This is a genomic window from Streptomyces sp. NPDC004610 (assembly GCF_040609715.1).
Taxonomy (GTDB): domain Bacteria; phylum Actinomycetota; class Actinomycetes; order Streptomycetales; family Streptomycetaceae; genus Streptomyces.
Map to the genome: position 1 here is coordinate 174,912 of NZ_JBEXLA010000009.1, position 13,167 is coordinate 188,078.

10 protein-coding genes are annotated in these 13,167 nt (G+C 73.8%); 4 read left to right on the top strand and 6 right to left on the bottom strand.

What is annotated here, in order from left to right:
- Positions 1-4: 4 nt before the first annotated feature.
- Genes ABZX40_RS12540 through ABZX40_RS12560 form a run of 5 tightly spaced genes read right to left on the bottom strand, consistent with a single transcriptional unit; the run spans position 5 to position 5,476 of the window.
- Positions 5-1,468: an STM4012 family radical SAM protein gene (locus ABZX40_RS12540; RefSeq protein WP_355732251.1), complete on the bottom strand. Its 1,464-nt coding sequence runs from the start codon at positions 1,466-1,468 to the stop codon at positions 5-7.
- Entirely contained in the window at positions 1,465-2,271 is an 807-nt protein-coding gene (locus tag ABZX40_RS12545) for an STM4013/SEN3800 family hydrolase (protein WP_355732698.1), read from the bottom strand. Before ABZX40_RS12545 ends, ABZX40_RS12540 begins: the two co-directional genes overlap by 4 nt.
- 1 nt (position 2,272) lies before the next feature.
- Positions 2,273-3,562 (bottom strand): STM4014 family protein, encoded by a 1,290-nt coding sequence (locus tag ABZX40_RS12550; RefSeq protein WP_355732249.1) that lies wholly within the window; start codon positions 3,560-3,562, stop codon positions 2,273-2,275.
- A complete protein-coding gene (locus ABZX40_RS12555) occupies positions 3,543-4,499 on the bottom strand; it encodes an STM4015 family protein (RefSeq protein ID WP_355732247.1) in 957 nt (318 codons plus the stop codon). The genes ABZX40_RS12550 and ABZX40_RS12555 overlap by 20 nt, the downstream gene beginning before the upstream one ends.
- A gap of 20 nt (positions 4,500-4,519) precedes the next feature.
- A complete protein-coding gene (locus ABZX40_RS12560; protein WP_355732245.1) occupies positions 4,520-5,476 on the bottom strand; it encodes an STM4015 family protein in 957 nt (318 codons plus the stop codon).
- Between the two features lie 224 nt (positions 5,477-5,700).
- Between ABZX40_RS12560 and ABZX40_RS12565 the strand changes: the two genes are divergently transcribed.
- Complete coding sequence (locus ABZX40_RS12565) at positions 5,701-6,027, top strand: hypothetical protein (protein WP_355732243.1); 327 nt, start codon at positions 5,701-5,703, stop codon at positions 6,025-6,027.
- A gap of 219 nt (positions 6,028-6,246) precedes the next feature.
- Positions 6,247-7,440, top strand: coding sequence for a DUF6745 domain-containing protein (locus tag ABZX40_RS12570; RefSeq protein WP_355732242.1), 1,194 nt, complete (start codon positions 6,247-6,249; stop codon positions 7,438-7,440).
- A 55-nt stretch (positions 7,441-7,495) separates the two neighbouring features.
- On the opposite strand, the gene ABZX40_RS12575 is transcribed toward ABZX40_RS12570, so the two are convergent.
- Complete coding sequence (locus ABZX40_RS12575; protein ID WP_355732240.1) at positions 7,496-8,710, bottom strand: FAD-dependent oxidoreductase; 1,215 nt, start codon at positions 8,708-8,710, stop codon at positions 7,496-7,498.
- 635 nt (positions 8,711-9,345) lie between these two features.
- Here ABZX40_RS12575 and ABZX40_RS12580 point away from each other — a divergent pair.
- Complete coding sequence (locus ABZX40_RS12580; protein ID WP_355732695.1) at positions 9,346-10,050, top strand: nucleotidyltransferase domain-containing protein; 705 nt, start codon at positions 9,346-9,348, stop codon at positions 10,048-10,050.
- Positions 10,051-10,378: 328 nt separating this feature from the next.
- Positions 10,379-12,580: an elongation factor G gene (locus ABZX40_RS12585; protein ID WP_355732239.1), complete on the top strand. Its 2,202-nt coding sequence runs from the start codon at positions 10,379-10,381 to the stop codon at positions 12,578-12,580.
- Positions 12,581-13,167: the final 587 nt, after the last annotated feature.

The following is a 13,167-nucleotide window of genomic DNA, read 5'->3' on the forward strand; positions in this document are numbered from 1 at the left end:
CACCTCACTTCGGTTCGTACGCGGCCATGCGCGTGGTCACGGCCGCCGAGAACAGCTCCGGGCCCAGCGCGTCCGAGTGGGCCAGGCCCTCCGGGGACAGCCGCAGCCGGTCCGGTCCGGCCGTCTCGTCCAGCCAGCCCCGGTCGTGGAAACGGGCCAGTTCGGCGGGGAAGTCGTCGGCGGGGGTGGTGGTGAAGCGAGTGCGGTAGTCGGTCAGGTCCACGCCCTCGGCCTGGAGCAGGGACTGGAGGAGATGGCGGCGGCGGGACTCCTCCGGGGTCATCTCCCAGCCGTGGTCGGCGTGCGCGAAACCGGCCGTGGAGCGGGTCGTGTAGGCGTCGATGATGCCCCGGATGCGGTGCATGTCGACCGCGTAGTCGAAGGAGTAGTGCAGCGCCGAGGTGTACGAGCGGGCGCCGCAGCCCAGGCCCACCATGCCGTCCGTCTGACAGGCGTAGTCCCCGCCGCCGGTCGCCGGGGCGTCCGCGCGGCGGAACATCCGCATCGACACCTGCTCGTAGCCGTGGGCGAGGAGGTGGTCGCGGCCGTGGCGGTAGAGGCGCAGGCGGTGTGCGTCCCAGGCCGCCTCGTCGTCCGGCGTGCCGCGCCGGTGCCGGTCCAGGCCGGTGAGAGGGCGGACGTAGAGGGGGTACAGGTACAGCTCCTCCGGGCGCCAGGCGAGGGCCGCGTCCAGGGAGTGGGTCCAGGTGCGCTCGGTCTGGCCCGCTATGCCGTAGATCAGGTCGATGTTCAGCACCGGTATCGCCGCCTCGCGGATCCGGGCGAGCGCCGCCTCCACGTCCGCGCGCCGCTGCGGGCGTACGGCGGTCCGCGCCTCGGTGTCGACGAAGCTCTGCACCCCGAGGCTCAGCCGGGTCGTGCCGCGCGCGGCCAGCACCGAGAGGCGGTCGGCGGTCGCCGTGGCCGGGGACGCCTCCACCGACAGCGGGATCGCGGCCAGATCGGCGCCCAGGCCCTCCTCGGCCAGATCGCACAGCCGCTCCAGCTCGGCCGCCGTGAGGAAGGTCGGCGTGCCGCCGCCGAACGCCGCGTTGGCGAACCCCGCCGGGCCGCCGAGCGCCTCACGGGTCGCGGCGGCCTGACGCTCCAGGGCGTCCAGATAGGCCGTCGTCAGCTCGCCGGGCGCGCCGATCCGGGTGAAGAGGTTGCAGAAGCCGCAGCGCACCTCGCAGAACGGGATGTGGAAGTAGAGGGAGAGCGCGGTCTTCGGTTCCTCCGCCCAGAGGTCGCGCAAGGCCGCCCGCTCGCGGGGCAGCGGGCGGTACGCGGTCTTGTGCGGGTAGGCGTAGACGTACTGCTGGTATGGGCGGACGGCTGTGGCCGTGGTCGTGGTCGCGGCGGTGGTTGCGGTTGCGGTGGCGGCTGGGGTGGTTGGGGTGGCGGTGGTCGCGGCGGTGGCCGGGGTTGCGGTGGCGGCTGTGGTGGTCGGTGTCTCGGTGAGCGTCATCGGGCCTCGTCGACGAAGAAGTGGGCATAGGGAACGGTCCAGACGACGTCATGGCCGACGCGGTGACCGGTGTAGCCGTCCTCGCCGTACGCGGTGCCGTGGTCGGAGCAGACGATGGCGAAGCACGGGCGGCGGCTCGCCATGGCGGAGAGCAGTCGGCCCATATGGCGGTCCACGGCGGCCAGGGCCGCGGCATGGGTCTGGCGGGTGTCGCCCGTCTCGCGCGTGGCGCCGGGCAGATGGAACCAGTTGGGCTGGTGCAGCGCCGACACATTGAGGAAGAGGAACAGCCGCTGTGCGTGCGGGAGATCGGCGACGATCCGCTCCGCCCGGTTCACCTGCGCCTCGAACGACGTCGGCGAGGTCACCCCGAACTCCGGCTCCCAGTGGCTCTCCTGGAACATCCCGGGCAGCACCGAGCCCAAGGGGCCCCGCTTGTTGAAGAAGCCCACCCCGCCGATGCACACCGTGCGGTAGCCCGCCTCTGCAAGCCCGGACACCAGGTCGGGCGTGTCGTAGACGAAGGTGCCGTCCGCCGTGCTCTCGCTCCCCGCGAAACGCGCCGCGAACAGCCGTGGATGCGGACCCTGCGCGGCCGGGGTCGGCAGGAAACCGGCGAACATCGCCTGATGGGAGGCGTAGGTGAAGCTCCCGGGCGCGTGCCGCCGCTCCCAGGTGCCGCCCGGCAGATACCGCGCCAGGTGCGGCAGCCGGCCCGCCTCGGCCAGCTCCTGCGCGACGTCGTAGCGGAGGGTGTCCAGGGTGACGAACAGGATGTCGTGACGGCCCACGACGGCGTTCATGTCAGGGGATTCGGTCATGGTGGTGCTCCGCACGGTGGTTCTCGTACTGCTCGGTACCGGGGTCCCGTGGTGGTGGTACGGGGGTGGCTCCCCAGGTGGGTGCCGCGGCGAGCTGCGCCGCGTAGGTGTCCAGGCCCTCGGCGCCGCTGCCGGGCAGGCCGGTCAGCCGGGGCAGGAGGTCCCCGAAGGCGTTCACCTCGCCCACGGCGAAACGGCGCCAGCCCGTGGCGGGCAGGATGTCCACCCCGACGCACAGCGTGCCCGGGAAACACGCCGCCGCCCGCTCGGCGGTCTCCAGGACATCGGCCAGACGCCCGCCCGCCGCGCCGATGGCCTCCTCGGCCGCCGCCAGATCGCCCCGGGCGCCCCCGAGATGCAGATTCGTCATCGGGTGACGGCTGGTCCGTACGACGGCGTGGGTGGCCCGGCCCGCGATCACCACCACCCGCAGATCCGCGGCCCGCCCGCCCTGGGACGCCTTGGGCAGCCAGCGCTCGACATGGACGCCGTCCGGCACCAGGGCGTCGATCAGGGCCGCCACCTCGCTCTCCGAGGTGTAGTCCCGGACCCTGAGGGAGTTGTGGAGACGGCCGTCCGGGGTGGTCTCCACGGAGGTCGTCGCCTTGACCCGCCCGGGACCGGCCACGGACAGGGCCACCACACCGGACGCGGACGACCCGTGCGCCGGTTTCACGAACGCCCGGGACATGCCGGCCGCCCGCAGCCTCGCCCGGAGTGTGTCCCAGCCGTCCACGGGGCCCGTCAGGGCCGGGGGGACCGGGACGCCCGCCGCCGTGAGCCGGGCGTGGCAGAGCCGTTTGTCGAACAGCACCGCGACCTCCTCCGGGTCGGCCGAGGTGACCGCGCCCGCGCGGCGCGCCGTGGCCGCCACCTCCCTGAGGGCGCCGGTGAAACGCCGGTACCACAGGGCCGTGCCCTCCACCCGGGTCGGCTCCTCGGTGTCCCGCAGCAGCCGGTCCACCTCCGCGTTCTCCCCGGGCGAGTCGATACGGACGAACTCGCCGGGGGAGAAGGCGTACGGCACGCCGGTCAGTACGTCCCGCCAGGCGAGCACGCGCGGGGGCGCGTGACCGGCGGCGCGGGCGGCGTCGCGGAACAGGGTGGTACGACGGTTCTCCGGGTTGCCGATGAGGGTGAGGCGGGGTTGGGGGGCGTCGCTGGGGCGTTCGGTGTCGGTGCCTTGTCGGCCGGTGGGGGCGGAGGGCCGGGGGGTGTCCCGTTTCTTTACGGGGCCGGGGAGGCGAACCGTGTCACTCGGAGACGGCCACATAGCGCCGCTCCTCGCTCCGCCGGCCCAGGGAGCGCTGCCGGTCCGACAGGTCCACCTCGGTCCCGGCCGGGGTCAGGGCGGCCCGGATCCGGGCGGTCATGGCGTCGCTGAGGAAATGGTGGTGCAGATCCAGCCGTTTGAGGTGGGTCAGCGGCTGGCCCCGCAGCAGCGCCTCCGCCCCGGTGTCGCCGAGGGTGCCCATGGCCAGGCTCAGCGATTCCAGCTGGGCCACCACCGGCGCCGTGGCGACCGCCGCCGCGATCTCGTCCTGCACCTCGCTGTCCTCCAGGCCCAGATGGCGCAGTGCCGGGAGGCGTCCCCCGGTGAGCAGCGGTGCCAGGTCCGCCACCGTGGCATCACCACCGTAGTGGGAGATGCCCAGCCACAGGTCCAGCCGCTCCAGAGCGGGCAGATCGCTGGCGGCCACCGCGCGCACCACCGGCGCGGGCAGCCCGCCCGACTCGAACCGCAGGACCCGCAGCGCCTCGTGCCGCACCGGGCGCAGGGACAGCGGTTCCTCGCCCATGCCCTGGGAGTCGCCGCCGCGCACACCCAGCTCCTCCAGCAGCGGGAACCGCTCCAGGACAGGGGTGATGTCGGTCAGCATGAGCCAGGAGATCTCGCACTCCTCGCTGGAGACATCGGCCAGGAACAGGGCCCGCAGCGCTGGGAAGCGGTCGGCGTCGGCGAGCAACCGCTCCAGGGCGGGCCGCAGGTCCGAGTAGTCGTCGTCGTGCCACCAGGGGCCGAGGACCAGCGACCGCACCTCCTCGGTCGCCACCCGCTCGGTGAAGTACCGCCACAGGTCGGCGAAGGGTGTCTCGCCCGCGCAGTCCAGCCGCCAGGTCACCTCTCCGGCGGGCGGGAGGTGCTGGGCGGTGTCGGTGGTGGACAGGGTGAAGGTCTTCCTGCCGGGGCAGGTTTCGAGGAGATCCATGGAGGTCAGGTCGCTCCCCATCATTCCGCGACGGCGGTGAAGCGGTGGATCTCGCCGTCGTCGTCCCATTCCTCGCCCGTCTCGGACAGGTCGACCTCGACGCCGTGCGGCTCCAGCGCCGCCTGTATGCGCTGGGCCACCGGGTCGGTGATGTAGTTGTGGTTGAGGTCCAGGCCGGTCAGATGGGTGAGCGGCTGGCCGTCCAGCAGCGCGATGGCGCCCTCGTCGGTCAGCATCCCCAGCGACAGGTCAAGGGAGGTCAGCTGGGCCACGACCGGGGCCCCGGCGACGGCGACGGCGATCTCGTCCTGGATCTCGCTGTTGCGCAGGCCCAGGTGGCGCAGCGCCGGGAAACGCCCTCCGGCCAGCACCGGCGCCAGGTCGGCGACCGTCGCGTCACCGCCGTACTCGTTCACGCCGAGCCAGAGGTCGAGGTGCTCCAGCGCGGGCAGCTCACTGGCGGCGACACCGCGCACGACCTCGCCGGGCAGCCCGCCGGCTTCGAACGACAGGGCGCGCAGGGCACGGTGGGCCAGGGCGGGGAAGCGCAGTCCGCCGCCGCCGCGCACCCCGAACTCCTCCAGCAGCGGATACGCGGCGAGGACCGGCGTCACATCGGACTGCTCGATCCAGGAGATCTCCGCCTCCTCCCTCACCAGGTCGCCCAGGAACACCGCCCGCAGCCCCGTCAGCTCCTCGTGCGCGTCCACCAGGCGCCGCACGACATCGCTGGAGTCGTGGTCGTACACCTCGCCCCACGGGCCCACCACGATCGCCCGGACCCCGGCCGGGTCCACCGTGTCCAGAAAACGCTCCCAGCGGTCGCCGAACTCCTCGTCCGAGGAGTCCCCGTACGGGTCGACGGCCAGCCGCCAGGCGACCGCGCCCGCCTCCGGCAGCGCCTTCTCCTCCTTCAGGTCGGGGAAATCGAAGACCGGGAGGCCGTACAACTCGCTCAGATGCTCGACATAGGACATGGTGCTGGCCTCCTGGGACCGGACACAGTGGGTGGTCGCGAGATTTCTACCAACCCGCACTGACAATGCGCCGACCGGGAGGGCCGGTTGCCGCCCCGGCTGGCCCCCGACGACCCTGCGGAAGCGGCGAAGTGCCTGGTCAGAGCGGATTGTCAGTGCCACCCCGTAGCGTCGTGGGTGTCGGTCGGCGAGGTGCCGGCGGAGAACGGCGAACGGAGACAGGTATGTACCGGCAGGGCGACGTCCTGATCGTGCCCGTCCAGGAGGCGGCCGTGCCGCCGGGCACCGACCGGCTGCCGCAGCAGCCGAGGGACGTACGGGGCAGGCTCGTGCTGGCCCTCGGCGAGGTCACCGGCCACGCCCACGCCGTGGTCGGACCGGGCACGCTGGTCCGCGAGGCCGGTCCGTTCGGCGCCGCGTACCTCCATCTCCCGGACGGCGGCCGGGTGGTGCACGAGGAGCACGCGGCGATACCCCTCCCCAAGGGCTGGTACCGGGTGATCCGGCAGCGCGAGTACGCGCCGGGCGCGGTACGGGTGGTGGCGGACTGAGCGGGCGGCTGCGCCGGGAGGGGCGGAGGGGGAGCAGGGGGGGAGGGGGGAGCAGGGGGGAGGGGGAGTGCGGTGATGACGACGGGCGCGGGCGCGGGCACAGGCGCTGGTACGGGGATCGGGACGGGTCCGGGGACAGGTACAGATACAGGTACAGGTACAGGCATAGGCAGCGGGACGGGGACGGCACGGATGGAAGCGGCGAGGGTGGAGAACGGGATGTCGGAGCACGGGATGACGGCGGAGAACGCTGTGGCGGACGGCGGGGTGACGATGGGGACCGCGACGGCGGACGACGCGGCGACGGTGGGGAGCGCCACGCCCGATGAGGGCATGGCGGTGGGGGTTGTTACGGCCGACGGCGAGTGGGGCGAGGTGGCGTCGGAGGAGTGGAGGGACGTGACGGCCGAGTGGCGTGAGGTCGTGGCGGCGACCTGGCCCGCCGATCGCGCGGCGGCCGAGGAAGGGGTGCGGCTGGCGTACCGGCTCGCGGGGCTGGCCGAGCCGGAGGCCGTCGTCTGGGTGGGCTCGCCGCGTGAGGGCGTGCTCACCGCCGCCCGGCTGACGGCGGACGGGACGGCCGGTCCGAGCGTGCGGGACGCGGTCCGCACCCGGCCCTGGGCCGCCGCCCGGCAGCGGGTCTTCGACCGCCTCGGGCCGGCCGGCTGGGCCGAGCACTGGGCGCTGACCGGCGCCGCGCTGTGGGACGGCACGGCGCTGCTGACCGAGCGGATACGGACCGGGATCATCGAGGCCGTGGCCGGGACGGCGGTCGGCGGTGAACGGGCGGTGCGGCTCACCCTGCTGGACGCGGTGCTCGGCCAGCACGACGCCGCCTGGCTGGCCGCCTTCGACGGCCAGGAGGGCGCCGAGTCACTGGCCGGGGTCCTCGCGGTGGCCCGCGCGGCGGGCTGGTGGTGGCCGTACGAGCGGACGGCGATCGTCTGCGAGCGGCCACTGGAGCTGCACCGGGACGAGGCGGGCCGACTCGACCGGGGCGACGGCCCGGCGCTCGCCTACCCCGACGGCTTCGCCCTGCACGCGTGGCGCGGGATGCCCGTCCCCGCCGAGTTCCTCGCCGGGCTCGACGGGCTGACCCCGCACCGGATCCGCGAGGAGGAGAACGCGGAGCTGCGCCGGGTGATGCTGGAGCACTACGGCTACGAACGGTATCTGGAGGAGTCCGGCGCCGAGCCCGTGCAGCGCGACGAGGCGGGTGTGCTGTGGCGGATCGAACTGGTCGGGGACGAGCCGCTGGTGATGGTCGAGGTGGTCAACTCCACCCCCGAGCCGGACGGCACGCACAAGACGTACTGGCTGCGGGTGCCGCCGCGGATCAGGACCGCGAAGGAGGGCGTGGCCTGGACGTTCGGGCTGGAGGAGGGGGACTACACGCCGGAGCGGGAGACATGAGCCGGAGCCCGGCCCCGCCCGGGGAGGGTGGTGGCGCGGGAGCCGCCGGGGGTGTTCAGCCCACGTGCTCCGGTCGCAGCCCCAGTCCGATGAACCGGGCCGTCCAGTGCCGCAGGAACGGGAACCGCCGTACGACCCGGACGGCGAGCGGGGGCCTGCCGGACGTTCCCGCCGCCGTCGGGTACAGGTCCCTCATCAGTTGGACCTGGACGAACTGCACCGCCCGCACCGGCAGCGAGCGGCGGCGCTGGACGGCGGCCAGCTTGCGCGCGCCGGGGGTGCGCCCGGCCCTGAGGGCGGGGCCGAGCATCCGCGCGGCGGCGACCGCGTCCTGCACGGCGAGATTGATGCCGACCCCGCCCGCCGGGGACATCGCGTGCGCGGCGTCCCCGATGCACAGCAGGCCCGGCCGCCACCAGGTGCGCAGCCGGTCGACCCGTACGTTCAGGAGTTTCAGATCGTCCCAGTCGGTGATCTCCCGCTCCAGACGGTCCGCGAACGCGCCGCGCACGGACGCGATCCGCTCGCGCAGCCGCGCCAGACCCTCGGCGCGCACGGCGTCGTAGGTACCGGACGGGATGACATAGGCCGTCTGCCAGTAGTCGCCGCGGTCGATGGTGATGAGGAGATGGCCGGGGCCGGTGCGCAGAAAGCTCATGGTCTCGCCGGGCTCCCGGCTCAGCCGGAACCACAGCACATCCATCGGGGCCTCGCTCACCGACAGCGGCAGCCCGGCCGCGCGGCGCACCGCCGAGTGCCGTCCGTCGGCGGCGAGCACCAGATCGCTGTGGATCTCCAGCGGGCCGTCCTCCGTCCGGGCCAGCACCCCCAGCACCCCCAGCACCCGGCCGTCCGTCCGGACGAGGTCCGTCGCCTCGGCCGTGAGGATCAGCCGGAACGACGGCAGCTCCCGCGCCTTGCGGGCGAGGAAGTCCAGGAGGTCCCACTGCGGCATGAAGGCGATGTACCGGTACTTGCCGGGCAGCCGGGAGAAGTCGGCGAGTTCGGTGGACCCGGCCGGGGTCTCCACGGTGAGTGCGCGTACCTCGCTGTGCCGGATCCGCAGGAACTCCTCGATCAGGCCCAGCTCGTCGAGGATCTGGAGGGTGGAGGGGTGCACGGTGTCGCCGCGGAAGTCGCGCAGGAAGTCGCCGTGCTTCTCCAGCACGGTCACGTCCACGCCCTGCCGGGCGAGCAGCAGGCCCGCCATCATTCCGGCGGGGCCGCCGCCGACGACACAGCATCGGGTGGTGAGGGTCCGGGTCGGCACGGTCGTCCGCTCCTGTCGGTTGCTCGGGGCCGTCGTCCTCCTGGGGTACCCGGTGGGCCGGTCCGCGTCCACGACCCGGACGGCGCGGGGCGGAAAAGGGGAGGCCGTCCGGAGTAGCGGCTGTGCATCATGACGGTTCGCCACCGCCCGACCGGGTGAGGGCGGCGCGTTCGGCACCAGGGGGTACAGGCATGGCCACGACGGACGGGAACAACACGTCGACGCGCGCGGGGGCGGGCGAGAGTGCGGGGGCGGCCGGGACCCCGGCGCTGACCGGCGCGCTGACCGCGGCGGCGCCGAGCGCGACGGCCGAGGTCGGGAGGGTGGAGGTCGGGACGGCGGGAGTGGCGGCGGCGGAGGTGGCGGCGACCGTGGCCGGGACCGTCACGGCGAGGGCGGGGGCGGGGAAGGCCGTGGCCGGGAGGGCCGATGCGGGGGCGGGTGCGGGGGCGAGTGTGACGGAGGCTGTGGCCGGGAGGGCCGATGCGGGGGCGGCCGGGACGGCGGAGGTGGCGGCGACCGCGGCCGGGACCGCCACGGCGAGGGCGGGGGCGAGGGCGACGGCGGGGGCGAGTGTGACGGAGGCTGCGGGCGGGAGGGGCGACGCGGGGGCGGCCGGGACGGCGGAGGCGGAGCTGGGGGTCGGGCGGCACATCCTGCTTTCCGGGATCGTTGGCTCCACCGCCTACGGGCTCGCCCATCAGGACTCCGATGTCGACCGGCTCGGTCTCTTCGCCGCACCGACCGAGGAACTGCACGGTCTGCGACCGCCCCCGCAGTCGTATGTCACCACCCACCCCGACCGCACCCTGCACGAGGCGGCCAAATGGTGCCGGTTGGCCCTCGCCGGGAATCCCACGGTGATGGAACTTGTCTGGCTGCCTGATGAGTTGTACGAGGTACGGACCGAGGCGGGGGAGGAGCTGATCGGTATCCGCGCCAGCTTCCTGAGCGCCCGCCGCGTCCGGGACGCCTATCTCGGGTACGCCGTCCAGCAGTTCCGCCGGCTGGAGCGGCGCGGTGACGGCACCTTCTCCGCCGACACCCGCAAACGCACCGCCAAACACGCCCGCCATCTCAAACGGCTCTGCCACCAGGGCTATGAGCTGTACCGCACCGGGCGGCTGACGGTGCGGCTGGACGATCCGGAGCCGTTCCACCGGTTCGGTGAGCAGGTCGCCGCCGACCCGGACGCGGCGCGTCCGTTGCTGCGCCACTTCGAGGAGGCGTTCGACGCCCACCCCGGCGTCCTGCCCGCGGAGCCGGACGAGCGGGCGGCGGAGGCGTGGCTGCGGGGGGTGCGGAGACGGTTCTACGAGGTGGAGGCGGGGGTGGATTAGTGGATTAAATGGCGTGCCCGGTGCGGTCGTCGCTCCCTACACTCGGCGTGCCGACGACGAGACGAGATGAGGGGAGCCGGCCGTGCGTGACCGTACCGCTGTGGTCGTTTCCCCCTCCCGTGCCCGGTACCAGGTGATCCTGGTGTCTCCGGGCGTCCGGTGCCCGCTGCGCGGCCGGTACCGGATGCCCGTGACGAGTCACTGAGGCGACGGCACCTTTCCGACACCCCCCGCCCTCGACCTCGTCCACCGGTCCGTAGTCCCCTGCGGTCCGCTCGTCCGGGAATCGCGCCGCCCCTGTCAGGATCACCTGAAAGGCCAACGGGCCGTGCGCAACCGCCATCACGTCATCAAGGAAACCACCGGCATCGAGACCGTCCGCAACCTCGGCATCCTCGCGCATGTCGACGCCGGAAAGACCACCGTCACGGAGCGGATCCTGTTCGCGGCCGGTGTCACCCACAAGCGGGGTGAGGTCCATGACGGAACCACCGTCACCGACTTCGACCCGCAGGAGCGGGACCGTGGGATCACCATCTTCGCAGCGGCCGTGAGCTGCGCGTGGGACGGGCACCGGCTCAACCTGATCGACACACCCGGCCATGTCGACTTCGCCGACGAGGTGGAGCGGGCGCTGCGCGTGCTCGACGGCGCGGTCGCGGTGTTCGACGCGGTGGCCGGGGTGGAGCCGCAGAGCGAGTCGGTGTGGCGGCAGGCCGACCGGTACGGCGTGCCCCGGATCGCCTTCGTCAACAAGCTGGACCGCGCGGGCGCCGATCTCGACAGCGCCGTGGCCTCGATCCGCGCGCGGCTGCACCCGGCCCCGCTGGTGGTGCAGTTGCCGATCGGCGCCGAGGACGGGTTCCGGGGCGTCGTCGATCTGGTGCGCGGGCGGGCGCTGGTGTGGACCGGCGGTCGGCTCGCCGACGGGCCCGTTCCGCAGGAGCTGCGGGCGGAGGCCGGGCGGCGGCGCCGGGCGCTGGAGGAGGCGGTGGCGGAGCTGCATCCGGGCGCGCTGGACGAGTTCTGCGCCGAGGGCGTGCTCACGGACGCCACCCTGCGCACCGCCCTGCGCGACCTCACCCACAGCGGTGAGGGTGTCGTCGTGCTGTGCGGGTCGGCGTACCGCGACCGTGGGATCGAACCGCTGCTCGACGCGGTGGTGGCGTATCTGCCGTCGCCGTCGGACGTACCGCCGGTGCGGGGTACGGGCGTCGGGGAGGTGGAGGAGGAGCGTGCCGCCGATCCCGGTGCGCCGCTTGCCGCGCTGGCGTTCAAGGTGAGTGCCACGGCGACCGGGCGGCTGACCTATGTACGGCTGTACTCGGGCACGATCGGGAAGGGGGACACCGTGTGGGACGCGACGGCGGGCCGGGCGGAGCGGATCGGGCGCATCCTGCGGGTGCAGGCCGACCGGCACGAGCCGCTGGAACGGGCCGTCGCCGGGGACATCGTGGCCGTGATCGGGCTGAAGTCGGCCCGCGCGGGCAGCACGCTCTGCGCGCCGGGCGCTCCGCTGGTGCTGGAGCCTGCCGGCGTCGCCGAGCCGGTGGTGTCCGTGGCGGTGGAGGCACGCCGGTCCGCCGACACCGGACGGCTCGCCGGGGCGCTGGCGCGGCTCGCCGAGGAGGATCCGTCGCTGGTGGTCCGCACCGACCCGGAGACCGGGCAGACCCTGCTGTCCGGGATGGGGGAACTGCATCTGGAGGTGGCGGTGGAGAAGATCCGGCGGGGCGCGGGCGCGGGCGCGGGTGCGGGTGTCGGCGGCGGCACGGGTGACGGGGGGAGCGGGCGTTCCGGTGGCTTCGGGGGCGGGATCGATCTCGTCGTCGGGCGTCCCGGGGTGGCGTACCGGGAGACCGTGCGGCGGGGGGTGACCGGGCTCGTGTACCGGCATGTCAAGCAGGACGGCGGGGCCGGGCAGTTCGCGCAGATCGTGCTCGATGTGGCGCCGGGTGAGGACGGGTTCGTGTTCGAGTCGGCCGTGGTCGGAGGGCGGGTGCCGCGGGAGTTCGTCCGGGCGGTCGAGGCGGGCTGCCGGGACGCGTTGGCCGAGGGGCCGCTCGGTGGGCACCCGGTGACGGGGCTGCGGGTCATCCTCACGGATGGGGCGACGCATGTGAAGGACTCTTCGGAGGCCGCGTTCCGGACGGCGGGGCGGTTCGCTCTGCGGGAGGCGTTGCGGGGGTGTGCGATGGCCTTGCTGGAGCCGGTTGTCGAGGTTGAGGTGACCTTGCCGGGTGACTCCGTCGGGGGGACTGACTCCGTCGGGGGTGCGCGGACCGACTCCGTCGGGAGTGCCCCGGGTGGTGATTACGTCGGTGCCGTGCTCGGGGATCTCGGGGCGCGGCGGGCCCGGGTGTCCGGGACCGAGGTGCGGGCCGGGGTGACCGTGGTCCGGGCGGTGGTGCCGTTGGCGGAGCTGTTCGGGTATGCGACGCGGTTGCGGGGGCGTACGCGGGGTCGGGGGACGTTTGTGAGTCGGCCGGTGGGCTATGCGGAAGTGGGGAGTGGGGTGGCCGTGGGGTAGTTGACAGGTGAGCCTGTGGCTCGTTGAGGGGTGACGGCGGTCGGGTTCTGGTGGGGTCCGGCCGTCGTCGTCTGCGGGTGCGTGGGGGCTGGTCGCGCAGTTCCCCGCGCCCCTGGCGGCGTTGCAGTCCCCGGCGATGCCTCCGCGTCCCTGGCGGCGACGCAGTCCCCGGCGATCCCCTCCGGCCCCTCAGGCAGCCCTCGCACCCCCGGCGATCCCCTCCGCGCCCCTGGCGGCGTTGCAGTCCCCGGCGATGCCTCCGCGTCCCTGGCGGCGACGCAGTCCCCGGCGATCCCCTCCACCCCCTCCACCCCCTCAGGCCCTCACACCCCCAGCGATCCCCCCGCCCCCGGAGGCCGTGACACCCCCGGCGATCCCCCCGCGCCCCCGAGGCGGGAACACCCCCGGCGATCCCCCCGCCCCCCTCAGGCCCTCACCCCCCCCGCGATCCCCCCGCCCCCCCCGAGGCCGGAACACCCCCGATCCCCCCCACCCCACCTCTCAGCCCCCCAAAAAACGCCCCCCGCCCCCCGTCCAATCCCTTGACGCCGACCGCTTCACCGGTTTAACTCACGTCCTAAATTAAG